Annotated in this window: 33 protein-coding genes; 1 reads left to right on the forward strand and 32 read right to left on the reverse strand. The window is 33.0% G+C overall.

Annotated features, from left to right (window positions below; all coding sequences use genetic code 11):
* Positions 1-11: 11 nt before the first annotated feature.
* From ASF10_RS04300 to ASF10_RS04320, 5 genes are all read right to left on the reverse strand, one after another.
* Complete coding sequence (locus ASF10_RS04300) at positions 12-995, reverse strand: SDR family oxidoreductase (RefSeq protein WP_056245925.1); 984 nt, start codon at positions 993-995, stop codon at positions 12-14.
* 12 nt (positions 996-1,007) lie between these two features.
* Complete coding sequence (locus ASF10_RS04305) at positions 1,008-3,455, reverse strand: polysaccharide biosynthesis tyrosine autokinase (protein WP_056245928.1); 2,448 nt, start codon at positions 3,453-3,455, stop codon at positions 1,008-1,010.
* 15 nt (positions 3,456-3,470) lie between these two features.
* Positions 3,471-4,262: a polysaccharide biosynthesis/export family protein gene (locus ASF10_RS04310; RefSeq protein ID WP_056245930.1), complete on the reverse strand. Its 792-nt coding sequence runs from the start codon at positions 4,260-4,262 to the stop codon at positions 3,471-3,473.
* 71 nt (positions 4,263-4,333) lie between these two features.
* On the reverse strand, positions 4,334-4,954 hold the full coding sequence (gene recR / locus ASF10_RS04315) for a recombination mediator RecR (RefSeq protein WP_056245933.1): 621 nt from the start codon (positions 4,952-4,954) through the stop codon (positions 4,334-4,336).
* 182 nt (positions 4,955-5,136) lie between these two features.
* Positions 5,137-5,502: a CoA-binding protein gene (locus tag ASF10_RS04320; RefSeq protein ID WP_055093077.1), complete on the reverse strand. Its 366-nt coding sequence runs from the start codon at positions 5,500-5,502 to the stop codon at positions 5,137-5,139.
* A gap of 142 nt (positions 5,503-5,644) precedes the next feature.
* On the opposite strand from ASF10_RS04320, the gene ASF10_RS04325 reads away from it, so the two are divergent.
* Positions 5,645-6,274, forward strand: coding sequence for a MarC family NAAT transporter (locus ASF10_RS04325; RefSeq protein ID WP_056245936.1), 630 nt, complete (start codon positions 5,645-5,647; stop codon positions 6,272-6,274).
* A 77-nt stretch (positions 6,275-6,351) separates the two neighbouring features.
* Here the strand turns inward: ASF10_RS04325 and ctlX are convergent, their stop codons facing one another.
* The 27 genes from ctlX to rpsC all read right to left on the reverse strand — a co-directional run bounded on the left by ctlX (position 6,352) and on the right by rpsC (position 23,096).
* Entirely contained in the window at positions 6,352-7,287 is a 936-nt protein-coding gene (gene ctlX, locus ASF10_RS04330; protein ID WP_056245938.1) for a citrulline utilization hydrolase CtlX, read from the reverse strand.
* A gap of 75 nt (positions 7,288-7,362) precedes the next feature.
* Positions 7,363-8,277 carry a dimethylarginine dimethylaminohydrolase family protein gene (locus tag ASF10_RS04335; RefSeq protein ID WP_056245940.1) on the reverse strand — a complete coding sequence of 305 codons (915 nt, stop codon included), beginning with the start codon at positions 8,275-8,277 and terminating at the stop codon, positions 7,363-7,365.
* Positions 8,278-8,342: 65 nt separating this feature from the next.
* Positions 8,343-9,620 carry a citrate synthase gene (locus ASF10_RS04340; protein WP_056245943.1) on the reverse strand — a complete coding sequence of 426 codons (1,278 nt, stop codon included), beginning with the start codon at positions 9,618-9,620 and terminating at the stop codon, positions 8,343-8,345.
* A gap of 156 nt (positions 9,621-9,776) precedes the next feature.
* Entirely contained in the window at positions 9,777-11,069 is a 1,293-nt protein-coding gene (gene eno / locus ASF10_RS04345; RefSeq protein WP_056245946.1) for a phosphopyruvate hydratase, read from the reverse strand.
* Positions 11,070-11,171: 102 nt separating this feature from the next.
* Positions 11,172-12,290 carry a glutamine-hydrolyzing carbamoyl-phosphate synthase small subunit gene (carA, locus tag ASF10_RS04350; protein ID WP_056245947.1) on the reverse strand — a complete coding sequence of 373 codons (1,119 nt, stop codon included), beginning with the start codon at positions 12,288-12,290 and terminating at the stop codon, positions 11,172-11,174.
* A gap of 255 nt (positions 12,291-12,545) precedes the next feature.
* On the reverse strand, positions 12,546-13,040 hold the full coding sequence (rplQ, locus tag ASF10_RS04355) for a 50S ribosomal protein L17 (protein WP_056245949.1): 495 nt from the start codon (positions 13,038-13,040) through the stop codon (positions 12,546-12,548).
* Positions 13,041-13,076: 36 nt separating this feature from the next.
* The gene (locus tag ASF10_RS04360; RefSeq protein ID WP_026109818.1) at positions 13,077-14,069 is read right to left on the reverse strand and encodes a DNA-directed RNA polymerase subunit alpha; all 993 of its coding nucleotides are present in this window, start codon (positions 14,067-14,069) and stop codon (positions 13,077-13,079) included.
* A 21-nt stretch (positions 14,070-14,090) separates the two neighbouring features.
* The gene (rpsD, locus tag ASF10_RS04365; RefSeq protein WP_026982953.1) at positions 14,091-14,696 is read right to left on the reverse strand and encodes a 30S ribosomal protein S4; all 606 of its coding nucleotides are present in this window, start codon (positions 14,694-14,696) and stop codon (positions 14,091-14,093) included.
* Between the two features lie 95 nt (positions 14,697-14,791).
* The gene (rpsK, locus tag ASF10_RS04370; RefSeq protein ID WP_007803677.1) at positions 14,792-15,175 is read right to left on the reverse strand and encodes a 30S ribosomal protein S11; all 384 of its coding nucleotides are present in this window, start codon (positions 15,173-15,175) and stop codon (positions 14,792-14,794) included.
* An 8-nt stretch (positions 15,176-15,183) separates the two neighbouring features.
* Positions 15,184-15,558, reverse strand: a complete 375-nt coding sequence (gene rpsM / locus ASF10_RS04375) for a 30S ribosomal protein S13 (protein WP_056245953.1) — start codon at positions 15,556-15,558, stop codon at positions 15,184-15,186.
* Between the two features lie 2 nt (positions 15,559-15,560).
* Entirely contained in the window at positions 15,561-15,677 is a 117-nt protein-coding gene (ykgO, locus tag ASF10_RS23870; RefSeq protein WP_072945378.1) for a type B 50S ribosomal protein L36, read from the reverse strand.
* Positions 15,678-15,689: 12 nt separating this feature from the next.
* Positions 15,690-15,905 (reverse strand): translation initiation factor IF-1, encoded by a 216-nt coding sequence (gene infA, locus ASF10_RS04380; protein ID WP_007136545.1) that lies wholly within the window; start codon positions 15,903-15,905, stop codon positions 15,690-15,692.
* 7 nt (positions 15,906-15,912) lie between these two features.
* Complete coding sequence (gene secY, locus ASF10_RS04385; RefSeq protein WP_055093063.1) at positions 15,913-17,259, reverse strand: preprotein translocase subunit SecY; 1,347 nt, start codon at positions 17,257-17,259, stop codon at positions 15,913-15,915.
* Positions 17,260-17,272: 13 nt separating this feature from the next.
* Entirely contained in the window at positions 17,273-17,725 is a 453-nt protein-coding gene (rplO, locus tag ASF10_RS04390; RefSeq protein ID WP_017495009.1) for a 50S ribosomal protein L15, read from the reverse strand.
* 11 nt (positions 17,726-17,736) lie between these two features.
* Positions 17,737-17,919 carry a 50S ribosomal protein L30 gene (rpmD, locus tag ASF10_RS04395; RefSeq protein ID WP_017495010.1) on the reverse strand — a complete coding sequence of 61 codons (183 nt, stop codon included), beginning with the start codon at positions 17,917-17,919 and terminating at the stop codon, positions 17,737-17,739.
* Between the two features lie 12 nt (positions 17,920-17,931).
* Positions 17,932-18,456, reverse strand: a complete 525-nt coding sequence (rpsE, locus tag ASF10_RS04400; RefSeq protein WP_085950926.1) for a 30S ribosomal protein S5 — start codon at positions 18,454-18,456, stop codon at positions 17,932-17,934.
* Positions 18,457-18,459: 3 nt separating this feature from the next.
* Positions 18,460-18,810: a 50S ribosomal protein L18 gene (gene rplR, locus ASF10_RS04405; protein ID WP_056245956.1), complete on the reverse strand. Its 351-nt coding sequence runs from the start codon at positions 18,808-18,810 to the stop codon at positions 18,460-18,462.
* Positions 18,811-18,821: 11 nt separating this feature from the next.
* Positions 18,822-19,364, reverse strand: coding sequence for a 50S ribosomal protein L6 (gene rplF, locus ASF10_RS04410; protein WP_056245959.1), 543 nt, complete (start codon positions 19,362-19,364; stop codon positions 18,822-18,824).
* Between the two features lie 18 nt (positions 19,365-19,382).
* Positions 19,383-19,781, reverse strand: a complete 399-nt coding sequence (gene rpsH / locus ASF10_RS04415; RefSeq protein ID WP_017495014.1) for a 30S ribosomal protein S8 — start codon at positions 19,779-19,781, stop codon at positions 19,383-19,385.
* A 104-nt stretch (positions 19,782-19,885) separates the two neighbouring features.
* A complete protein-coding gene (gene rpsN, locus ASF10_RS04420) occupies positions 19,886-20,155 on the reverse strand; it encodes a 30S ribosomal protein S14 (RefSeq protein WP_007803655.1) in 270 nt (89 codons plus the stop codon).
* 3 nt (positions 20,156-20,158) lie between these two features.
* Positions 20,159-20,710 carry a 50S ribosomal protein L5 gene (gene rplE / locus ASF10_RS04425; protein WP_056245961.1) on the reverse strand — a complete coding sequence of 184 codons (552 nt, stop codon included), beginning with the start codon at positions 20,708-20,710 and terminating at the stop codon, positions 20,159-20,161.
* 2 nt (positions 20,711-20,712) lie between these two features.
* Positions 20,713-21,027, reverse strand: a complete 315-nt coding sequence (gene rplX / locus ASF10_RS04430) for a 50S ribosomal protein L24 (RefSeq protein ID WP_056245963.1) — start codon at positions 21,025-21,027, stop codon at positions 20,713-20,715.
* An 11-nt stretch (positions 21,028-21,038) separates the two neighbouring features.
* Entirely contained in the window at positions 21,039-21,407 is a 369-nt protein-coding gene (gene rplN, locus ASF10_RS04435; protein WP_007803649.1) for a 50S ribosomal protein L14, read from the reverse strand.
* Positions 21,408-21,409: 2 nt separating this feature from the next.
* Complete coding sequence (gene rpsQ / locus ASF10_RS04440) at positions 21,410-21,670, reverse strand: 30S ribosomal protein S17 (RefSeq protein WP_007803646.1); 261 nt, start codon at positions 21,668-21,670, stop codon at positions 21,410-21,412.
* 17 nt (positions 21,671-21,687) lie between these two features.
* Complete coding sequence (gene rpmC / locus ASF10_RS04445) at positions 21,688-21,879, reverse strand: 50S ribosomal protein L29 (protein ID WP_007803639.1); 192 nt, start codon at positions 21,877-21,879, stop codon at positions 21,688-21,690.
* A gap of 13 nt (positions 21,880-21,892) precedes the next feature.
* The gene (gene rplP, locus ASF10_RS04450) at positions 21,893-22,318 is read right to left on the reverse strand and encodes a 50S ribosomal protein L16 (protein WP_007803637.1); all 426 of its coding nucleotides are present in this window, start codon (positions 22,316-22,318) and stop codon (positions 21,893-21,895) included.
* 19 nt (positions 22,319-22,337) lie between these two features.
* The gene (gene rpsC / locus ASF10_RS04455; RefSeq protein WP_012022487.1) at positions 22,338-23,096 is read right to left on the reverse strand and encodes a 30S ribosomal protein S3; all 759 of its coding nucleotides are present in this window, start codon (positions 23,094-23,096) and stop codon (positions 22,338-22,340) included.
* Between the last annotated feature and the right edge of the window lie 3 nt (positions 23,097-23,099).

Here is a 23,099-nt window from a genome sequence, read left to right on the forward strand (position 1 = left end):
TGAACTTTATTTTATTTCAAATTATTCCAGTACCAATTCACAGCTTCTTTTAAACCTTCTTGCAAAGAATATTTTGGATCATAACCCAATACGGCTTTTGCCTTTTCAATACTTGCTAATGAATGAGGAATATCTCCGGCTCTATTTGCTCCATAAATAATTTTTACATCAGCTATTTTAGCATCAAATTCAGCTAAATATTGTTTTAAATACCTTACCAAATCATTTAGTGTATTTCGATCACCAAATGCTGTATTGTAAACTGTATTAATTGCTTCTGGATTTTGACTTAACATTGCCAATTCATTCATTTGAATTACATTATCTATATAAGTAAAATCGCGGGAATAATTTCCGTCACCATTAATTACCGGACTTTCATACTTCATTAACTGTAAAACAAACTTAGGAATCACGGCTGCATAAGCTCCATTAGGATCTTGTTTTCTTCCAAAAACATTAAAATAACGCAATCCTATAGTTTCTAATCCGTAAGTTTTGCTAAAGATCTCGGCATATAATTCGTTTACATATTTTGTAATAGCGTATGGAGATAATGGTTTCCCAATTACATCTTCTACTTTTGGTAATCCCTCAGAATCTCCGTATGTAGAAGAACTTGCAGCATATATAAAACGTTTTACTTTTGCATCGCGAGCGGCAACCAACATATTTAAAAAACCAGAAACATTAACATCATTTGTTGTAATTGGATCATTTATAGATCTTGGAACTGAACCTAAAGCGGCTTGATGCAAAACATAATCAACTCCCTCTACAGCTAAAATACAATCTGCAATATTTCGAATATCACCTTCAATTAATTTAAAGTCCGGATTTTCTATAAAAGCTTTTAAATTATGGCGATGACCTGTTGCAAAATTATCCAGACAAACAACCTTATGTCCTAATCCTAAAAAATATTCAGATAAATTAGAACCAATAAAGCCTGCTCCGCCAGTAATTAAAATTGTATTTTGAATTGATTTTTGCATTATTTCAAATTATTATTTTTTGAATTTATTCAAAATTGTCTTCCATAAACCTGGTTTTTCTTCTTCTTCATGATACCCATTCGCATAAGCTCCGTAACCGTATCCATACCCATAAGCCGTACCATATTTTGCTTTATTCTCATAACCATTCAAAACAATACTTGCATTTGTAAGTTCACCTCGTTTTATTCTGGTATTCAATAAAGTTATCATATCCTTTTTCGTATAATTCTGTCTTACAATATAAAGAGTAACATCAGCATACTGTGCTAATTCTAATGCATCTGAGACTAACCCAACCGGAGGTGTATCAAGAACAATATAATCGTATTTTTGTTTTAATTCGATAATTAATTCCTTCATTGCATCACTTAAAATCAACTCTGAAGGGTTTGGAGGTATTGGTCCAGATAATATAACGTCAAGATTTGGAATTTGTGTTGAGTTTGTAATCTCTGCTAAACTATTTTGTTTAATTAAATAATTAACAACTCCAATCTGGTTTTTCAAGCTAAATTCATCTGCCAGTCTTGGTTTTCTTAAATCTAAACCTATGATTACAGTTTTCTTTTCGCTCAAAGCAAAAACCGTAGCAATATTTATGGAACAAAATGTTTTTCCTTCACCACTTATAGAAGAAGTAATCATTAAAGTTTTAGAACCACTTACCTGCTGTTTTTTATACAAAAACTGCAACGAAGATCGAATCGTTCTAAATGCTTCAGAAAGTGCCGATTTTGGCTTATCAAACACTGCTAAATTCAAAGAATTTTTATTAATCCCAACTACACCAATTAAAGGAATTTGAGTTAATTTACTAATATCTTCTGTATTTTGAATCGAATTATTAATAAATAAAAATCCAAAAATAATTAACAAAGGCACTAATATCCCTATAAATAAAGCTAGTATATAATTTACCGAAGTTTTAGGCCCTAATAATCCTCCTCCAATATCTTTTGCAGGATCAATAAAATGAATATCTGATAAATTAGAAGCTTTTACGATTTCTGCTTCATTTCTTTTTTTGAGAAATTCGGTATAAATATTATCGCTTAAGTCATATTTTCTTTGAATTTTCAATAACTCTTGCTGCTCTTCAGGAAGTCTCTTAACAGTACTTTCTGCCTGACCTATTTTAGCATTTACAATCGACAAATCATACATTAATGATGATTTTGCAGATGCAATATTTTCTAACAGAACACTTTTTACAGCTTGCATTTGATTGTCAAAGTCTTTAAAAATCTTATCACTTTTTACTGCATAAGCCATTTCTGATCTTTGAGTAGAAAGCGAAATAAGCTTTGACACATTTACTACAACATTTGGATCATCTATTCCTGCAACTGATGGCGCTGGTAATCGTGAATAATCAACGCTATTATTTAAATATGATTTTAAAGAATTATAATAAGCAATTTTTCTTGTTACTTCATCTTTCTTAACATCAAAATCCATTATCTTATCAGAGAATTTAGCACCTCCGCCTTCGATCTCATAAATGTTTTTATCTTTTCTAAATGATTTTAGCTCGCTACCTGTTTCTTTTAATTGTGACTCCATTGCAACAAGAGTGCTATCAATAAATCTAATGGTATTGGTTGCAAACTGATTTTTTCCGTCAAGTTGAATTTTTATCAACATTTTTACTGTAGAGTTCAAATAATCTACCATTCTGGCTTTATTTGTCCCTTGCATTCCTAAAGTTAGTATTGACCCACCTTTATCATCAGAACTTACAGCTATGCCTCTATATCCTGAAACTGTACCATCAAAATCATTGAATTTTACGAAATATTCATTCCCTGTATATAAACCAGGATTATCATTTATTTGTAGTTTCCAATTAAGAAAAGGCAATGAAACTTGCTCTCCAACTTTGTATTTTTTCACAAACAATTCTGTAGGCTGAACCGCAGTATTACTATATGAATTATTAGAATATGTAATTAACGAAACTGAATTAGTTTCGAAAGGAATTCGAATCTGGTATTCATTTTCACTCACAAATTTAATCCCAATTAACCTGTTTGCAAGTTGCCCTTTTGATTTATCAATATTTACATAAAAAGGAACAGCCCCATATGCATCAGTTAAATTATATTTACCTTGTACCAGATAATCAATATAAAATTGCAATTTACTAACAACTAATTCATTATGAGATCTAGATTGCAATACTGTAGAGATGCCGTTTACCTGATCTGAACTTCCTCCCCAATTAAAAACCAAACTAGTATTTGATGTAAAGAAAGGATTGCTTTCTTCCTTAATAGAAATCAATGTTTGCATTCCGTAAATTTTCTCTTTACGGATATTAATTTGGTAAGCAACTGTAAAGGCAATTATCAAACTGGCTAAAAACCATTTCCAATAACTTAAAACTTTCATTAAGAAACCTTTAAAATCAAAATTTGAATGATTCTCAAAAATGGAAAAATCTTTTATATCTAACATTTTTTGAATTTAGTTTTAGTTTTTAAGCAACAAAAAAACTGTGGTAGCCAATGACAAAACGGTAACAATTGTAGCAATAGATTCTATACCGGTTTTTCCTGTTCCCCAAGTTTTTTGTTTAAGTGGTTTTACATAAACATAATCATTAGGCTGTAAATAGTAATAAGGTGATTTCATTACATTAACATCAGTTAAATCTATATCATTCATTTGTACACCAGTTGGTGTTTGGCGAATTACGGTTACTGATTTTCTATTTCCGGTAATTGTTATATCTCCAGCATTTGCAATAGCTTCCATTATATTTACGTGCTCCTGGTAAAGTGTTTTTGTCCCTGTACTTCCTACTTCACCATTTATAGTATATTTAAAACCTGCTAATTTTACTGTCACAAAAATATTAGCCTCACTTTTAAAATATTCTTCGAGCAGTTTTTTTTCAATTATAATTCGAACTTCTTCGACAGTATATCCGATGACATTAATTTCACCTAAAATTGGCATTCTAATATTTCCATGATCGTCAACTGTAAATCCGTTAAAATACAAACCCGACTCAGATTTTCCAGCTCCGGACGAATTTTCTGTTGTATTAAAAATGGATACTAACTTAGAATCAATAGCTTTTATATCAACACTCAAAACATCATTTACTTGTAATCTATAAGGTTTTGACTCAACAGCAGAAACTGTGTTTTGTTCTCCTGAATTATTTTTATCTTGTAAATACACAAGATCTTTCACAGGAATGCAAGAGGTAAATAACACACTAATTAATAGCAGTATATAAAAGCAGTTTTTTGTCATTATTAAAATTTTATCGCAAATATAGCTTTTCCTTTAATCTTCAGAAAATCTAAGTTTTATTTGGGGTTTATTTAATTGTTTTTGAAAGTTTTTTCGAACGGAACCCGATGTAAAATACTTCTGCCAAGTGTAATTTCGTCTGCATATTCTAATTCATCACCTACAGATATACCTCTGGCGATGGTAGAAATCACAATATCTGATTCGGCAATTTGTTTATAGATATAAAAATTAGTTGTATCGCCTTCCATTGTAGAACTTAATGCAAAAATAATTTCTATAACTTTTCCCGATTTCACTTTTTCGACTAAACTTGAAATATTTAATTGACTTGGTCCCACACCTTCTATTGGAGAAATTTTTCCACCTAAAACATGATAAATACCTTTATATTGTCCAGTATTTTCAATAGCCATTACATCGCGAATATCTTCGACAACACAAATGGTTTGATGATTTCTGGTTAGGTTAGCACAAATTTCACAAACTTTTGTATCTGAAATATTATGACAACTTTCGCAAAACTTAATATCTTCCCGCATCTTCAATAATGCCTGAGATAAAAAACCTGTTTGTTCCTTAGGTTGTTTTAATAAATGAAGCACCAATCGTAATGCCGTGCGCTTACCAATTCCTGGTAATTGCGACATTTCGTTGACTGCCTTTTCTATTAGTTTTGATGAAAATTCCATGACGACAAAAGTAATACTTTTAATGGTTTAGTAGACTTGGGGGCAACTAAATTCAGTATTGTATCGAATACTAATTATAACTACGTAAAGATCTTTGTAGCCCAGATAGAAACGATATCCTTTTTCTGGCTTCTTTAGCCAGAAAAAGATATAGTGAATAGCTGGAAAAAGCTCCTAAAAATTTAATATTGATTAGTTGCCAATAATACCAAAGTACAAGCAACTTCTGCTTTTATATTATTCAATTCTAATAATTGATATAATTCAGGATTTTCTGTACCCGGATTAAAAACAACTCTCTTTGGTTGAGCTTCTATTATATAATTATAATAATCACGTTGACGAGAAGGATTTAAATACAAAGTAACAGTATCTATATTTTTAACCGGAATCGCTTTAGTATAGATTTTTACACCGGCAACTTCACCTGTATTTTGACCAATTGCTAAAACTGTATGCCCTTTATCAACTAACATATTTATGGCTTTAAAAGCGTAACGATCTGGTTTTGTGGTAGCACCCAGAACTAAAGTTTTTTTATTTTTCATCATTTTTAAATATGTTACAAAAGTAATCAAAAAGAACGAGCTTAGTTTAAGTTATTGTTTTAGAAATAAAAACAATATCCTAACAAGAATTTGCTTTCAGGTATCAAAAAATAACTATTTTTACCTTACTAACCAAAACAACATGGATTTATTCATTTATTTATTCGCCGCTCTTTTCTCAGTCCTGAATCCAATTGGCACTGTTCCAATTTTCGTTGGACTCACGCAACATGATTCTCAGGAGGAGCGTTCCAGAATTTCACTCTGGACTGCTATAAACGTATTTATCATTTTAATAGTTTCTTTTTTTATTGGTCAATATGTTCTAAGTTTTTTTGGAATTAGCATTGACGCTCTTAGAATTGCAGGCGGAATTGTAATTGTAAACTCGGGATTCTCATTACTATCCGGAAAGATTAACAAAAAACGAGGAATCAATAAAAAAGTAGAAACCGATGCTCAACAACGTAACGACATTGCTCTTACTCCACTTGCAATACCTATGTTAGCAGGTCCCGGATCAATATCATTGTTAATAGCTTTTTATCAGGAACACCATGGAATGGAAGAAATCATTATATCGACTTTGGCAATTTTAGCTATTGCTATTGCAATTTTCGCCATTTTAAAGAGCGCTCATTACTTAGCCAGAATATTGGGAGCTTCGGGAATTGTAGCTATTTCAAGAATAGTTGGTTTTATAGTAATTTCTATCGGAATTCAATATATCGTAAGTTCGATTATTAATATTGTAAAAGGAAATTTGATGTAGATTTTCTTTACTTTGTCAAATCAAAAAAGGGGATAAAACATAAGTTTTATCCCCTTTTTATTATACTTTATAAAATTTTAGCTTCTTGGCAAAAACACTTCAGCCATCATACATCTGGCACTTCCACCTCCGCAAGCCTCAATTGTATCAAGACTTGAACTTAGTATTTCAGCATGATTTTCTAATTGAGCAATTTGTTTTGGAGTCAAACTTTGATGTGCAGAAGCACTCATAACTATATATTTCTTATCATTTGTTCCTCGAACTTCTAACATATTACCTGCGAAATTATTTACCTGCGCTTCAGTAATTAAGATAATTTCTTTTTTATCTGCTTTTAAGTTTTCAAGAACCATTTTACGCTCTTTTTTATCATCTATACAATCTGCACAAATAACAGCAAAAGTCTCGCCTAAACACATCATTACATTCGTATGATATATTAATTTGCGTTCTCCGTCTACAGTTTGAAAAGCTTCAAAAATAACTGGAGCATAATCAAAATCTTCACAGAACTCAATAAACAATTCTTCATCGGCACGAGGAGACAATGCACAATATGCTTTAGCATTTGCTCTGTCTAAAAGTAAACTTCCGGTTCCTTCAAGAAAAAAGCCATCTTCTTCTGCAGATGTATAATCCATTATATTATTAATCACAAAACCTTTATCTTCAAGAGTATCTAAAATATCTTCGCGACGCTCCTGACGACGATTTTCTGCAAACATAGGGTAAAGTGCTACATCTCCATTTTCATGAAAAGAAACCCAATTGTTCGGGAATATACTATCTGGCGTATCTGTTTCCAGATTATCATCGATAATAGTAACATCTACTCCAACTGCTCTTAACTTTTCTACAAAAACATCAAACTCTTGTTGTGCTTTTGCATTTACAGTACTTGGCAAAAGCCCGTCTAATACTTTTTGGTAGTAATTATTTACAGCCGTTTGCTCATTCATTCTGAAAGCAACTGGCCGAATCATTACAATTGCATTTGTCGTTTGTTTCATGTCTTATATATTTTTGTTTCAAGTTTCAAGTTTCAAGTTATCTGAACTTGCAACATGAAACCTGAATCTTATTTTTTAGTCTCTAATTAAAGGTAAAGTTGAACATCTTAATAAACCTTCTTGTTTGGCAATTTCAGCATAAGGAATTTCTTCAACTGTAAATCCGTTTGCGCGTAGCCAATTGTTTAGTCGTGTAAAGTTTTTTTCTGAAACTACCACATTTTGATCAATCGAAAATACGTTTGAAAACATATTATACATTTCATTTCTCTCAATGTGAAATAAATTTTCTATTCCAAATAGATTAACTAGATACAAATAATCAGCTTCTTCACGGAAACCTCTTTTATAAATAATTCCTTTATCTTTTCCAACAGGCTGAAAACAACAATCCAAATGCAAAGCATTATCACGAGCTTCTAATTTGGATTTAACCAAATCAAATTCTTTCACAATTTTATTCGGAAATAATTCTTTGATAAAATTAACTCCATGCATATTTGTTCTTGCAGTAATATAATCTTTGTAGTCACTTCCTTTATAAGTTCCAATAAAGATATGCTCGTTCCAAAGCATAACATCACCACCTTCTATATGAACTTCCTCTGGTGGACGAACAACTTTTAACGGATTTATTTGATCAATTACATATTGAATTGCATCTAACTCACGTTCTCTATCCGGAAGAATATTTGATTTTACAAATGTATCATCTATCACAAAACCAATATCTCTTGCAAAAATCTGATTATAATTCTCTATCATTTCTGGACGATAAACCTTTACATCATATTTTTGAAAAACAGCATTAAAAGCATCCATTTCAGCAACCATATCTTTTTCTAATGGATAAGTTCCTGCCTTAATATGTTCCAATGATTTAGGATCATAGGCTTCATCTAAAGATGGAGTCGGCCCATTATGAACAGCAGAACCTAAGACCACAGCCCGTAGTCTCGACGTTTCGTTCTTTATATTTAATTGCAACATAACTTTATTATATTTTGGCCAAAGATAAAAAAAGCTTCACAGTTAAGTGAAGCTTTAAAATATTTTTATTTGTTCGACTTAAAGTCTCTCAGCGGATGCCCAGTGTAAATTTGTCTTGGTCTGCCAATTGGTTCTTTATTTTCACGCATTTCTTTCCATTGTGCGATCCAACCCGGTAATCTTCCAATAGCAAACATTACTGTAAACATATCAGTAGGAATTCCTAATGCTCTGTATATAATTCCAGAATAGAAATCTACGTTAGGGTATAAGTTTCTTGATTTGAAGTACTCATCTTCTAAAGCTGCCGTTTCTAACTTTTTAGCAATTTCTAAAATAGGATCTTCAACTCCTAAAGTTTCTAATACTTCTTTAGCTGCTTTTTTAATAATTCTAGCTCTAGGATCAAAGTTTTTATATACTCTGTGACCAAATCCCATTAAACGGAAAGGATCATTTTTATCTTTTGCTTTCGCCAAAAATTTATCTGTATCTCCACCATCTTTATTGATTTCTTCCAGCATTTCAAGAACAGCTTGATTTGCACCACCATGAAGTGGACCCCAAAGAGCAGAAACTCCAGCAGAAATAGAAGCAAATAAACCAGCATGAGATGAACCAACCATTCTAACAGTAGATGTAGAACAATTTTGTTCATGGTCTGCATGAAGAATAAACAATTTATCTAATGCATTGATAACAACAGGATTTGCTGCATAAGGACCTGTAGGCAATTTAAACATTAACTGCATAAAATTATCTACATAACCTGTTGTGTTATCATAATAATTTAATGGATAACCCATAGTTTTTCTATAAGTCCAAGTAGCAATTACAAGAAATTTACCCATTGTCTTGCAAATGGCCTCATACATTTCTTTTTCATTATCTACATTGACTGCTTTTGGATTGAATGCTGTTAAAGCACTTGTCAAAGCAGACAAAACACCCATTGGATGAGCTGTTTTTGGAAAACCATCAATGATATTTTTCATTTCTTCGTTAACCAAAGTATGTTTTTTAATACCATTTTCAAATTGCTCTAATTCTTTAGCTGTTGGTAATTCACCAAAAATCAAAAGATAAGATACTTCTAAGAAACTAGCTTTTTCAGCAAGATCTTCTATCGAGTATCCTCTGTAACGCAAAATTCCTAATTCTCCATCTAAGAAAGTGATTTCACTCTTACAAGAACCAGAATTTTTGTATCCCGGATCAAGAGTAATTATACCAGTTAAATCACGTAATTTGTTAATATCGATAGCTGATTCATTTTCACTCCCTGTAATTACTGGAAGTTCAATTTTTTGACCATCTACTTCTAATGTAGCTATTTTTGACATAATATATCGGAAATAAATCTTTAAAATAATAATTTATCAAATCTAATGAATTTAAGACTAATTAAAAAAAGAATCCTGCTATGAATTTGTTAAAACTCCAAAAAAAAACCATCCGCCTAAACGAATGGTTTAAATTTAAGACATAAGTCTTATATATTATTTAATCTTAAAAGCGTTTAATCCAGGAAAATAAGCATTACTTCCTAACTCTTCTTCGATTCTTAACAATTGATTGTATTTTGCCATACGATCAGAACGAGAAGCAGAACCAGTTTTAATTTGACCACAGTTTAAAGCTACAGCTAAATCAGCAATTGTATTATCTTCAGTTTCTCCTGAACGGTGAGACATTACTGAAGTATATCCAGCATTTTTAGCCATATTTACAGCTGCAATAGTCTCAGTTAAAGTACCAATTTGGTTAACTTTTACTAAAATTGAATTAGCAATTCCTTTTTCGATTCCAGTAGACAAACGCTCAACATTAGTAACGAACAAATCATCTCCTACTAACTGAACTTTATGTCCAATTTTTTCAGTCAAATATTTCCATCCGTCCCAGTCATCCTCGTACATACCATCTTCGATAGAAATAATTGGATATTTAGCAGCAAGTTCAGCTAAATAATCTGCTTGCTCTTCAGATGTTCTGATTTTTCCAGTTTCTCCTTCAAATTTAGTATAATCGTATTTACCGTTTACATAAAATTCAGAAGCAGCACAATCAAGAGCGATCACGATTTCGTCACCAAAAGTATATCCTGCTTTTTCAACAGCTAATTTAATAGTATCTAAAGCATCTTCAGTACCACCAGCCAAGTTTGGAGCAAAACCACCCTCGTCACCAACAGCAGTACTTAAACCTCTGTCGTGTAATACTTTTTTCAAACTGTGAAAAATTTCAGTTCCCATTTGCATAGCATGTGAAAATGAAGTTGCTTTTACAGGGAAAATCATAAACTCTTGAAATGCGATAGGAGCATCTGAGTGAGAACCTCCGTTAATGATATTCATCATTGGCACAGGTAATGTATTAGCAGAAACACCACCAACATATCTGTATAAAGGCAAACCAAGTTCGTTAGCAGCAGCTTTTGCAGCAGCTAAAGAAACTCCTAAAATAGCATTAGCTCCTAATTTAGATTTATTTGGCGTGCCATCTAAATCAATCATTAATTGATCAATCGTGTTTTGTTCGAAAACAGAAGTTCCAACTAATTCCTCAGCAATAACAGTATTTACATTGTTCACTGCATTCAAAACTCCTTTTCCTAAGAAAGCTTTTCCTCCGTCACGTAATTCAACAGCTTCATGTTCTCCAGTTGATGCTCCAGAAGGAACAGCAGCTCTACCTAAAACTCCATTCTCAGTAATTACATCAACTTCAATAGTAGGATTACCTCTGGAATCAAAAATTTGTCTTGCGTGAACTTTTATTATAATACTCATTATTTTTGTTTTTTATTAATAAATTATAAATATTTTTCGAAATTATAAAAATATTTAATATTAAATACCACATCTAACAATTAAATACCTTTATTTTATTAACTACATCGTTTTAGCAGAAGCCGCTTTTATATTCTCAACAAACTGATCGAATAAATAAGACGAATCATGTGGCCCAGGACTAGCTTCAGGATGATATTGTACAGAAAAACAATTCTTATTTTTCATACGCATACCTGCAACAGTTTCGTCATTTAAATGCAAATGTGTAATCTCTAAATCAGGATGATTATCTAACGCTTCTTTATTAACTGCAAAACCGTGATTTTGTGAAGTAATCTCCCCTTTTCCTGTAATGAGGTTTTTTACCGGGTGATTTATACCTCTGTGCCCATTAAACATTTTATAAGTCTGAACACCATTTGCTAAAGCAATAACCTGATGCCCTAAACAAATCCCGAATAAAGGATTATCATTAGCTAAAATTTCTTTTGCTACTTCAATTGCTCCAAAAAGCGGATCTGGATCTCCAGGACCATTTGACAAGAAATATCCATCTGGATTAAACTCAGCCAAATCTTTATATGTTGAATTATAAGGAAAGACTTTAATATAACAATCTCTCTTTGCAAGGTTTCTTAAGATATTCTTTTTGATACCAAGGTCCAAGGCCGAAATTTTGTAAGTCGCATTATCATCTCCAAAAAAATAAGGTTCAGTAGTTGAAACTTTTGACGCCAACTCTAAACCTTCCATGTTTGGCACATTAGCCAATTCTTTTTTCAAATCTTCAATCGAAGTACCATCTGTACAAATAACAGCATTCATCGCACCATTATCACGAATATAGCTTACTAGCGCTCTGGTATCAACATCAGAAATACAGATTAGATTCTGTTTAATAAAATAATCTTCTAAACTTCCTGAAGAATCTTCTCTCGAATAATTAAAACTAAAGTTTTTACAAACTAATCCTGAAATTTTGATGCTATCAGATTCTATTTCTAAATCGTTAACACCATAATTTCCAATATGAGGATTAGTAGCCACCATAATTTGACCAAAATAAGAAGGATCTGTAAAAATCTCCTGATATCCTGTCATTCCAGTATTAAAACAAACTTCACCGAAAGTTTTACCGCTGATTCCGATAGATTTTCCGTGAAAAATAGTTCCATCACTTAGTAATAAAATGGCGCTTTGTCGTGTAGTGTATTTCATTATTTAATTTGTATTGTTTTCTTTTTAATTGTTTCATGAAATTTGCAATGCTCATTTCATTTGTAATTAGATATTTTGCAAATTTACTTCTTTAAAAGAGTGCTTCCAAGATTTTTTAAAAATTTCATTCATAAAATTAAAACCTAAGTTTTAAAATAAGTTACATTTCAAACTATTTTAAAAAAAAATCCAAAAAAAAAGGATAAACTAAAAATTAGCTTATCCTTGATTTCTATAGAATCATTACTTTCATAATTATTCAGAAGCTTCAGTAGTCGATTCTGATTCAGCAGCAGGAGCTTCTGGAGTAGTCCCCTCAGCTTCTTTCTTTGCTTTACCACCACGACGGCTTTTAGCTTTTTTAACTTCTTTTTTACCACCATTGTAAAGTTCATTGAAATCTACAAGTTCGATCATTGCCATATCAGCATTATCTCCCAAACGATTTCCAACTTTAATGATACGAGTGTATCCACCTGGACGGTCTCCAACTTTAGCAGCTACGTCTCTGAATAAATCAGTTACCGCATATTTACTACGTAAGTAAGCAAAAACAATACGACGGTTGTGAGTCGTATCTTCTTTTGATTTTGTGATTAAAGGCTCAACGAATTGTTTAAGCGCTTTAGCTTTAGCAACAGTAGTGTTAATACGTTTGTGCTCAATAAGAGAACAAGCCATATTAGCTAACATAGCTTTTCTATGTCCAGTCTGTCTGCTTAAGTGATTGAATTTTTTTCCGTGTCTCATTGCTATTTTAAATTTAATCCGCCAAGGCGGATTGAATTATTCTTTATCTAATTTGTATTTAGCTAAATCCATTCCGAAAGTTAAATTCTTAACAGCTACAAGTTCATCTAGCTCAGTTAAAGATTTTTTACCAAAATTACGGAATTTCATTAGGTCATTTTTATTGAACGATACTAAATCACCAAGTGTATCAACTTCAGCCGCTTTCAAGCAATTTAATGCTCTCACAGATAAATCCATATCAACAAGCTTAGTTTTAAGCAATTGTCTCATATGCAATGACTCTTCATCATACGATTCTGTTTGTGCAATTTCGTCAGCCTCGAGTGTAATTCTTTCGTCAGAAAATAACATGAAGTGGTGAATTAAAACTTTAGCAGCTTCAGTAAGAGCATCTTTTGGATTAATAGATCCATCAGTTTTGATTTCAAAAACTAATTTCTCGTAATCTGTTTTTTGCTCAACACGGAAGTTTTCAATTGCGTATTTTACATTTTTTACCGGAGTAAAAATAGAATCTGTAAAAATAGTACCAATCGCAGCGTTCTGTTTTTTGTTCTCCTCAGCAGGAACATATCCTCTACCTTTTTCGATTGTTAAATCGAAGTTCAATTTGATTTTAGAATCTAAATTACAGATAACAAGGTCTGGATTCAAAACTTGGAAACCTGAAATAAATTTTTGAAAATCACCTGCTGTTAGTTGATCTTTACCAGAAACAGAAATTGTAACTGCTTCATTATCGATATCTTCAATTTGACGTTTAAAACGTACTTGTTTTAGATTAAGAATAATTTCGGTAACATCTTCAACAACACCTGAAATAGTAGAAAACTCATGATCTACACCTTCGATACGAACAGATGTAATTGCATAACCTTCTAATGCTGAAAGCAAAACTCTTCTAAGTGCATTACCAACTGTCAATCCATAACCAGGTTCTAAAGGTCTAAATTCGAATTTACCTTCAAAATCGGTTGAATCGATCATGATAACTTTATCGGGCTTTTGAAAATTAAATATTGCCATAAATTTCGACTAAGTCAATTATTATTTGTTGTACAACTCTACGATTAATTGTTCTTTAATGTTTTCTGGAATTTGAAGTCTTGCAGGTACAGAAACGAAAGTTCCTTCTTTAAGATCATTGTTCCAAGTAATCCATTCATAAACATGACTTGAATTTGATAAAGAACGTTCGATAGCTTCTAAAGATTTAGATTTTTCACGAACTGCAACTTTATCACCAGGCTTAAGGTGGTAAGAAGCGATATTTACAACTTCACCATTTACAGTAACGTGTCTGTGAGAAACTAATTGTCTAGCACCTCTTCTAGAAGGAGCGATACCCATTCTAAAAACAACGTTATCTAATCTTGCTTCACATAATTGTAAAAGAACTTCACCAGTAACACCTTTAGTAGCTGATGCTTTTTTGAATAAATTTCTGAATTGTTTTTCTAAAATTCCGTAAGAATATTTAGCTTTTTGCTTTTCCATTAACTGAACAGCGTACTCAGATTTTTTTCCTCTTTTTTTAGCCATCCCGTGTTGTCCAGGTGGGTAATTTCTTTTTTCGAAAGATTTGTCATCTCCGAAGATTGCTTCGCCAAATTTACGAGCAATTCTAGTTTTTGGACCAGTATATCTTGCCATTTCTAAAAAATTAAATTTAAGGTAGAGATTATGAATTCAGGTCAAATCCTTCGATAATCTATATTCTACCTTGTTTATACTATAAATAAATAAAATTAAACTCTACGTCTTTTTGGAGGACGACATCCGTTGTGAGGCATTGGAGTAACATCGATAATCTCTGTAACTTCAATTCCACCGTTATGAATAGAACGAATAGCAGACTCACGTCCGTTTCCTGGTCCTTTTACATAAACTTTCACTTTTTTAAGTCCAGCCTCAAGAGCTACTTTACTACAATCTTCTGCTGCCATTTGGGCTGCGTATGGAGTATTCTTTTTAGAACCTCTGAAACCCATTTTACCAGCTGAAGACCAAGAAATAACTTCACCTTTTTTGTTTGTCAAAGAAATGATGATGTTATTGAAGGTAGCAGAAATATGAGCTTCTCCCGTTGATTCAACGATAACTTTACGTTTTTTTGCAGTTGCTTTAGCCATATTACTTATTATTTAGTTGCTTTTTTCTTGTTAGCAACAGTTTTTCTTTTACCTTTTCTTGTTCTAGAGTTGTTTTTAGTTCTTTGTCCTCTTAACGGAAGACCAGATCTATGACGAATACCTCTGTAACAACCAATATCCATCAAACGTTTGATGTTTAAAGAAACTTCAGAACGTAATTCTCCTTCAATTTTGAATGCTCCAACAGCCTCACGAATTGCTCCGATCTCGTCATCATTCCAATCTTGAACTTTTTTGTCTTGGCTAACTTGAGCTTTTTCTAAAATCTCAATAGCTCTACTTCTTCCTAATCCAAAGATATAGGTAAGTGCTATAACACCTCTTTTATTTTTTGGGATATCTACCCCTGCTATTCTTGCCATAATTATCCTTGTCTTTGTTTAAATCTAGGATTCTTTTTGTTTATTACGTACAATCTCCCTTTTCTACGCACAATGATGCACTCGGGACTTCTCTTTTTTACTGATGCTCTAACTTTCATAGTGAATATCCTTTAATATCGATAAGTAATTCTTGCTTTTGACAAATCATAAGGACTCATTTCTAGTTTCACTTTATCACCAGGTAATAATTTGATGTAATGCATACGCATTTTACCAGAAATATGAGCAATTACAATATGTCCATTTTCTAACTCTACACGGAACATCGCATTTGATAATGCTTCAATGATTGATCCGTCTTGTTCTATTGCTGATTGTTTTGCCATATAAAAATTAAGCTACTGCTTTTCTATTTTTACCAGTCTTCATTAAACCATCATAATGTTTGTTTAACAAGTATGAATTGATTTGCTGAATAGTATCTATTGCAACTCCAACCATAATTATTAATGAGGTACCTCCAAAAAACATTGCCCAAGATTGTTGTACATCCATAATACTTACAACAATAGCTGGGAACACAGCAATCAAAGCAAGGAATAAAGATCCTGGGAAAGTTATTAAAGACATCACTTTATCAAGGAAGTCTGAAGTTTCAGCCCCTGGACGAACGCCAGGAATAAAACCACCACTTCTTTTTAAATCATCGGCCATTTTGTTAGTAGGCACAGTGATCGCAGTATAAAAGAATGTAAATACAATAATTAAAGTTGCAAAAACAAAATTATACCAAAAACCAAAGATATTACTAAATGCACCAACAATAGATTGTGATGTGTCTGATTTAGACAATCCAGCTACAGCTGCAGGTATAAACATAATTGCCTGAGCAAAGATAATTGGCATAACCCCAGAAGCATTAAGCTTTAGAGGAATCCATTGTCTATTACCACCTGCCAAATCTTGCTCGTAATCCCCACTTGTTGTACGACGAGCATACTGAACAGGAATTCTACGTACTGCCATTGTAAGCAATACACAAGAAATGATTACTAATAACCACACAATAATTTCAATAACTAACAACATTGGACCTCCATTGTTATTGGTAACTCTGGTTGTAAATTCTTGTATAAAAGCTTGTGGTAAACGAGCTAAGATACCAACCATAATCAATAATGAAATTCCATTTCCAATACCTTTATCCGTAATTTTTTCTCCAAGCCACATGGCAAAAATTGTACCAGTAACTAAGATAATAACAGAAGAGAACAAAAATTCAGGTGAATTAAAGCCTAGTAAGAATGCACTTCCAGGTAACGTTCTGTATAAATTATAGATATAAGTTGGACCTTGAACCAGTGTAATAGCTATAGTCAACCAACGAGTGATTTGATTAATCTTTTTTCTACCACTCTCTCCATCGTTTTGAAGTTTTTGTAAATAAGGAATAGCAATTCCCATTAACTGAACAACAATAGATGCAGAAATATAAGGCATAATTCCCAAAGCAAAAACTGAAGCTTTAGAGAAAGCACCTCCTGTAAACATGTCTAGGATTGATCCTAAACCATTTTTAGTTTGTCCCGCTAAACCTGTTAATTGAGTTGCGTCAATTCCAGGCAGCGTTACATGTGCACCAAAACGATATACTAAAAGCAATCCTAATGTAATTAAGATTCTATTTTTCAGTTCTTCGATTTTCCAAACATTACTTATTGATTCAATAAATTTCTTCATCTTAATAGATAAGTTATATAGTTACAGCTTCTCCTCCAGCAGCTTCAATAGCAGCTTTTGCAGTAGCAGTAAATTTGTGGGCAGTTACTTTTAATTTTGCTTTCAATTCTCCTCTACCTAAAATCTTAACGATTTCATTTTTGGTAGCTAGACGATTTGCTACGAAATCTGTCATAGAAACAGAATCAGTAATCACACCATTGTCTACTAATAATTGAAGCGTATCTAAATTAACACCTTCGTATTCTTTACGATTGATGTTTGTGAAACCAAACTTAGGCACACGTCTTTGAAGTGGCATTTGTCCTCCTTCAAAACCAATCTTTTTAGAATAACCAGAACGAGATTTTGCTCCTTTGTGACCTCTTGCAGAAGTACCACCTTTTCCTGAACCTTCTCCTCTACCTAATCTTTTATTTTGATTGTGTGTTGACCCTTCAGCTGGTTGTAAGTTACTTAAATTCATAACAGTATTTGTTATTTAGCTTCTTCGACAGAAACTAAGTGTTTAACTTTGTTTATCATCCCAAGGATGGCAGGATTTGAATCATGCTCTACAACTTGTCCCATTTTACGTAGACCTAAAGCTTCCAAACCTCTTTTTTGAGAAAGAGGGCAGTTGATTTTGCTTCTTACTTGTTTTACTAATAATTTAGCCATAATTTCCTTGAATTAACCTTTAAAAACTTTTTCTAAAGAAACACCTCTTTGTTTTGCAACAGTGTGAGCGCTTCTCATTTGTAATAAAGCATCAAAAGTTGCTTTCACTACGTTATGAGGATTTGATGATCCTTGAGATTTAGATAATACATCGTGAATACCTACTGACTCAAGAACTGAACGAACAGCTCCACCAGCAATAACTCCTGTACCATGAGAAGCAGGAATTAAGAATACACGTGCACCACCAAATTTACCTTTTTGTTCGTGAGGAACAGATTGTCCGTTCAAAGGAATTTTAACTAGATTTTTCTTAGCATCTTCTACCGCTTTCGCAATTGCTTCAGAAACGTCTTTAGATTTTCCTAATCCATGACCAACTACTCCGTTTTCATCACCTACAACTACAATAGCAGAAAAACCGAAAGCTCTACCACCTTTTGTAACTTTAGTAACACGATTAACACTTACCAGACGATCTTTAAGTTCAAGACCACTTGGTTTTACCAATTCTACATTTTTGTATTTAGACATAATATATTAGAATTTAAGTCCAGCCGCTCTTGCGCCTTCTGCTAATGATTTAATACGACCGTGATACAAATACCCACCTCTATCAAAAGTGATGGTTTCGATCCCAGCTTTTAACGCTTTCTCTGCAACTAGTTTTCCAACAGCAGCAGCGACTTCAACGTTAGTACCTTTTCCTATTTCTTTTTCTCTTGAAGATGCAGCTAAAATAGTAACTCCATTTACGTCATCAATAAGTTGAGCATAAATTTCTTTGTTACTTCTAAATACAGATAGTCTTGGGTTAGTAGCAGTACCACTAATCGATTTTCTAATTCTGAATCTAATTCTCTGTCTTCTATCAGATTTTGTTAATGACATAATCTTATTTTTTAAGCTGATTTACCTGCTTTTCTTCTTAATACTTCACCCACAAATTTAACACCTTTTCCTTTGTATGGCTCAGGCTTACGGAAACCTCTGATTTTCGCAGCAACCTGTCCTAAAAGTTGTTTGTCAAATGATGTTAATTTTACGATAGGGTTTTTACCTTTTTCAGATATTGTTTCTAAAACTACTTCTGGAGCAATTTCTAAAACAATATTGTGAGAATATCCAAGAGCTAAATCTAATTTTTGACCTTGGTTTGAAGCTCTATAACCAACTCCAACTAATTCAAGTTCTTTTGTAAAACCTTCAGATACACCGATAATCATGTTATTGATTAATGATCTGTATAATCCGTGTTTTGCTCTTTGGTCTTTATGATCAGACGATCTTTCTAATAAAACTTGATCGCCTTCAACTTTTACAGTAATGTCCGAAAACTCCTGAGTTAGTTGACCTTTTTTTCCTTTTACCGTAACGATACCGTCTTTAACTTCTACAGTTACTCCAGCAGCGATTACAATTGGACTTTTACCTATTCTTGACATCTTATTTAGTCTTTAAAATTAGTATACGTAACAAATTACTTCACCACCTACATTTAATTGTTTCGCTTGTTTTCCAGTCATAAGACCTTTTGAAGTTGAAACAATTGCAATTCCTAATCCGTTAAGGATTCTTGGTAATTTGGCAGCACCTGCGTATTTACGTAAACCAGGTTTACTAATTCTTTGGATATCTTTAATTACAGGCTCTTTAGTATCTTTATCGTACTTCAAAGCAATTTTGATTGAACCCTGAACAGAGTTATCCTCAAATTTGTAACTCAAGATATAACCTTGATCAAATAAGATCTTAGTTATTTCTTTTTTTAGATTAGAAGCTGGAATTTCAACAACTTTGTGGTTTGCAGCCACAGCGTTACGAACTCTAGTCAAATAATCTGCAATAGGATCTGTATACATATGTATTTGATTGCGATTACGGTTTTCGGGAGACACTCGTCTCCCGAACCTTTAATCAATTAAAATTATTTTTTGGTTTGCAAAAGTAATAACTTTTTGCGAGATTACCAAGATGCCTTTTTAACTCCAGGAATTAATCCATTATTAGCCATCTCACGGAAAGTTACACGTGAAATACCAAATTGACGGATATAACCTCTTGGCCTACCTGTTAATTTACAACGATTGTGTAAACGAACTGGTGAAGCATTTTTAGGTAGTTTTTGTAAACCTTCAAAATCTCCAGCTTCTTTCAAAGCTTTTCTTTTCTCAGCGTACTTAGCTACCGTTTTCTCTCTTTTCACCTCACGGGCTTTCATTGATTCTTTAGCCATGTCTTAATTCTTTTTAAAAGGTAATCCTAATTCACTCAATAATGACTTTGCTTCCTTGTCTGTCTGAGCAGTAGTAACAAATGTAATATCCATTCCCGAAATTTTGTTTACTTTGTCAATATCAATTTCAGGGAAAATGATTTGCTCTAAAACTCCAAGATTGTAATTACCTCTTCCGTCAAAACCAGTAGCTTTGATACCACTAAAATCTCTAACGCGCGGTAAAGCAGAAGTAATAAGTCTATCTAAAAACTCATACATTCTCTCACCACGTAAAGTAACTTTTGCTCCAATAGGCATCCCTTTTCTCAATTTGAATGACGCAACGTCTTTCTTTGAAATTGTAGATACTGCTTTTTGTCCAGTGATCTTTGTTAACTCATCAACTGCATAGTCAATAAGTTTTTTATCAGATACAGCTGCACCAACTCCACGGCTCAAAACGATTTTTTCAAGTTTTGGAACTTGCATTACGTTTGTATATCCGAATTCCTCTTTAAGAGCAGAGATTACTCTACTCTTATATTCTTCTTTTAGTCTAGGTGTATATGCCATTACTATAGTACTTGATTAGATTTTTTTGAAAATCTTACTTTCTTATCTCCTTCTACTCTAATACCAACTCTAGTTGTTTCCTTAGTTTTAGGATCAATTAGTGAAATGTTAGATATTTGTATAGAAGCTTCTTTCTTAACGATACCACCTTGAGGGTTTTTAGCACTTGGTTTTGTATGTTTCGAAACCATGTTTACACCTTCAACTATCGCTTTGTTTTTCTCACGGTAAACACGTAAAACTTTACCTTCAGCACCTTTATGGTCTCCAGCAATAACTCTTACGATATCTCCTGTTTTTATTTTTAGCTTTATCATCTTAAAACGAATTAAAGCACTTCTGGTGCTAATGATACAATTTTCATGAATTGTTTTTCACGAAGTTCTCTTGCTACCGGACCAAAAACACGAGTTCCTCTCATTTCCCCTGCAGCGTTCAAAAGAACACATGCATTGTCATCGAAACGGATATAAGAACCATCAGCTCTTCTCACTTCTTTTTTGGTACGTACAACAACTGCAGTTGAAACAGCTCCTTTTTTAACGTTACCGTTAGGAGTTGCATCTTTAATAGATACTACAATCTTGTCACCAACAGAGGCATACCTTCTTTTGGTACCTCCTAAAACACGGATAGTTAAAACTTCTTTTGCTCCCGTGTTATCTGCTACTTTTAGTCTTGATTCCTGTTGTACCATAATTATTTAGCTCTTTCTAAGATTTCAACTAATCTCCAACATTTTGTTTTACTTAAAGGACGCGTTTCGCTAATTCTTACAGTATCTCCAATGTTACAGTCGTTTGTTTCGTCGTGTGCAACGTATTTCTTTGTTTTCAACACGAACTTACCGTATAATGGGTGTTTTACTTTTCTTACTTCAGCAATAACAATAGATTTATCCATTTTATTTGAAGTAACAACACCTATTCTTTCTTTTCTTAAATTTCTTTTTTCTTCCATCTTTCAGCAGAATACAATTATTGTAACTCTCTTTTAGTTAGCTCTGTAGCCAATCTTGCAACTGTTCTTCTTACACTTCTAATTTGAAGTGGATTCTCAATTGGAGAAATAGCGTGGGCCATTTTTAGGTCAGCATATATCTTCTTAGTTTGACTAAGTTTTTCTTGCAACTCCGCTGCAGAAAGATCTTTTATTTCTGATTGTTTCATAATATAATATAAATTATGCTTCGAAATCTCTAGCAACGACGAATTTAGTTTTTACTGGAAGCTTTTGAGCTGCAAGACGTAAAGCCTCTTTTGCAACTGATAAAGGAACTCCTCCAACTTCAAACATAATTCTTCCGGGTTTAACAACGGCAGCCCAATATTCAACGGCACCTTTACCTTTACCCATACGTACCTCAAGAGGCTTCTTAGTAATTGGTTTGTCTGGAAATATTTTGATCCATAATTGTCCTTCTCTCTTCATGAAACGAGTTGCAGCAATACGCGCAGCTTCGATTTGACGAGACGTTAAGAACATTCCATCTTCATGTACAGATTTAATACCAAACATTCCATTAGAAAGTTCATGCCCTCTTTGAGAGTTACCTTTCATTTTACCTTTTTGTACCTTACGGTATTTTGTTCTTTTAGGCTGTAACATTTTTCTTTAGTTTAAAAATTTACTTTCTTTTACGAGCGTCTGGTTTTCCACCTTTATTAAAGTTAGATTTACCTCTAGGGGCATCTCCACCTTTACCACCACCAGTTCCAGATTGTTTTTTATCCATTCCTGCAAGCGGAGAAAGATCTCTCTTTCCATAAACTTCACCTTTCATGATCCATACTTTGATACCCATTCTACCATACGTAGTATGAGCTTCAGCCAAAGCATAATCAATATCAGCTCTGAAAGTTGATAGAGGAATTCTACCTTCTTTGAAACCTTCTGAACGTGCCATCTCTGCACCATTCAAACGACCAGAAATCAAAACTTTGATACCTTCAGCGTTCATACGCATAGAAGCAGCAATAGCCATTTTGATTGCACGTCTGTAAGAAATACGGCTTTCGATTTGACGAGCGATGCTTGTCGCCACAAGATAAGCATCTAATTCAGGTCTTTTGATTTCAAAGATGTTGATTTGAACCTCTTTGTCAGTAACTTTCTTAAGTTCTTCTTTCAACTTGTCTACCTCTTGTCCACCTTTTCCGATAATGATACCAGGTCTAGCAGTAGTGATAGTAACGGTTACAAGTTTCAAAGTTCTCTCAATGATTACTTTAGATACACTAGCTTTTGATAAACGAGCGTGGATATACTTTCTGATTTTGTGATCTTCGGCAAGTTTATCACCGTAATCATTTCCACCATACCAGTTTGAGTCCCACCCCCTGATGATACCAAGTCTATTTCCAATTGGATTTGTCTTTTGTCCCATGCT

This window comes from Flavobacterium sp. Leaf82, from assembly GCF_001422725.1.
GTDB lineage: Bacteria > Bacteroidota > Bacteroidia > Flavobacteriales > Flavobacteriaceae > Flavobacterium.

Coding starts and splice junctions, on each gene's coding strand:
- rplR (WP_056245956.1), bottom strand. CDS start 18,810: ATGTCATTAACAAAATCTGATAGAAGACAGAGAATTAGATTCAGAATT.
- rplX (WP_056245963.1), bottom strand. CDS start 21,027: ATGATAAAGCTAAAAATAAAAACAGGAGATATCGTAAGAGTTATTGCT.
- ASF10_RS04360 (WP_026109818.1), bottom strand. CDS start 14,069: ATGGCAATATTTAATTTTCAAAAGCCCGATAAAGTTATCATGATCGAT.
- rpsM (WP_056245953.1), bottom strand. CDS start 15,558: ATGGCAAGAATAGCAGGGGTAGATATCCCAAAAAATAAAAGAGGTGTT.
- infA (WP_007136545.1), bottom strand. CDS start 15,905: ATGGCAAAACAATCAGCAATAGAACAAGACGGATCAATCATTGAAGCA.
- ASF10_RS04300 (WP_056245925.1), bottom strand. CDS start 995: ATGCAAAAATCAATTCAAAATACAATTTTAATTACTGGCGGAGCAGGC.
- ykgO (WP_072945378.1), bottom strand. CDS start 15,677: ATGAAAGTTAGAGCATCAGTAAAAAAGAGAAGTCCCGAGTGCATCATT.
- rplN (WP_007803649.1), bottom strand. CDS start 21,407: ATGGTACAACAGGAATCAAGACTAAAAGTAGCAGATAACACGGGAGCA.
- rplO (WP_017495009.1), bottom strand. CDS start 17,725: ATGAATTTAAGTAACTTACAACCAGCTGAAGGGTCAACACACAATCAA.
- ctlX (WP_056245938.1), bottom strand. CDS start 7,287: ATGAAACAAACGACAAATGCAATTGTAATGATTCGGCCAGTTGCTTTC.
- rplF (WP_056245959.1), bottom strand. CDS start 19,364: ATGTCAAGAATAGGTAAAAGTCCAATTGTAATCGCTGCTGGAGTAACT.
- rplQ (WP_056245949.1), bottom strand. CDS start 13,040: ATGAGACACGGAAAAAAATTCAATCACTTAAGCAGACAGACTGGACAT.
- rpsQ (WP_007803646.1), bottom strand. CDS start 21,670: ATGGAAGAAAAAAGAAATTTAAGAAAAGAAAGAATAGGTGTTGTTACT.
- rplP (WP_007803637.1), bottom strand. CDS start 22,318: ATGTTACAGCCTAAAAGAACAAAATACCGTAAGGTACAAAAAGGTAAA.
- rpsH (WP_017495014.1), bottom strand. CDS start 19,781: ATGTATACAGATCCTATTGCAGATTATTTGACTAGAGTTCGTAACGCT.
- rplE (WP_056245961.1), bottom strand. CDS start 20,710: ATGGCATATACACCTAGACTAAAAGAAGAATATAAGAGTAGAGTAATC.
- ASF10_RS04340 (WP_056245943.1), bottom strand. CDS start 9,620: ATGTCAAAAATAGCTACATTAGAAGTAGATGGTCAAAAAATTGAACTT.
- recR (WP_056245933.1), bottom strand. CDS start 4,954: ATGGAATTTTCATCAAAACTAATAGAAAAGGCAGTCAACGAAATGTCG.
- ASF10_RS04310 (WP_056245930.1), bottom strand. CDS start 4,262: ATGACAAAAAACTGCTTTTATATACTGCTATTAATTAGTGTGTTATTT.
- carA (WP_056245947.1), bottom strand. CDS start 12,290: ATGAAATACACTACACGACAAAGCGCCATTTTATTACTAAGTGATGGA.
- rpsN (WP_007803655.1), bottom strand. CDS start 20,155: ATGGCTAAAGAATCAATGAAAGCCCGTGAGGTGAAAAGAGAGAAAACG.
- rpsC (WP_012022487.1), bottom strand. CDS start 23,096: ATGGGACAAAAGACAAATCCAATTGGAAATAGACTTGGTATCATCAGG.
- rpmC (WP_007803639.1), bottom strand. CDS start 21,879: ATGAAACAATCAGAAATAAAAGATCTTTCTGCAGCGGAGTTGCAAGAA.
- rpmD (WP_017495010.1), bottom strand. CDS start 17,919: ATGGCTAAATTATTAGTAAAACAAGTAAGAAGCAAAATCAACTGCCCT.
- secY (WP_055093063.1), bottom strand. CDS start 17,259: ATGAAGAAATTTATTGAATCAATAAGTAATGTTTGGAAAATCGAAGAA.
- ASF10_RS04335 (WP_056245940.1), bottom strand. CDS start 8,277: ATGTTGCAATTAAATATAAAGAACGAAACGTCGAGACTACGGGCTGTG.
- ASF10_RS04320 (WP_055093077.1), bottom strand. CDS start 5,502: ATGAAAAATAAAAAAACTTTAGTTCTGGGTGCTACCACAAAACCAGAT.
- eno (WP_056245946.1), bottom strand. CDS start 11,069: ATGAGTATTATAATAAAAGTTCACGCAAGACAAATTTTTGATTCCAGA.
- rpsD (WP_026982953.1), bottom strand. CDS start 14,696: ATGGCAAGATATACTGGTCCAAAAACTAGAATTGCTCGTAAATTTGGC.
- ASF10_RS04325 (WP_056245936.1), top strand. CDS start 5,645: ATGGATTTATTCATTTATTTATTCGCCGCTCTTTTCTCAGTCCTGAAT.
- rpsK (WP_007803677.1), bottom strand. CDS start 15,175: ATGGCTAAAGCAACTGCAAAAAAACGTAAAGTTATCGTTGAATCAACG.
- ASF10_RS04305 (WP_056245928.1), bottom strand. CDS start 3,455: ATGTTAGATATAAAAGATTTTTCCATTTTTGAGAATCATTCAAATTTT.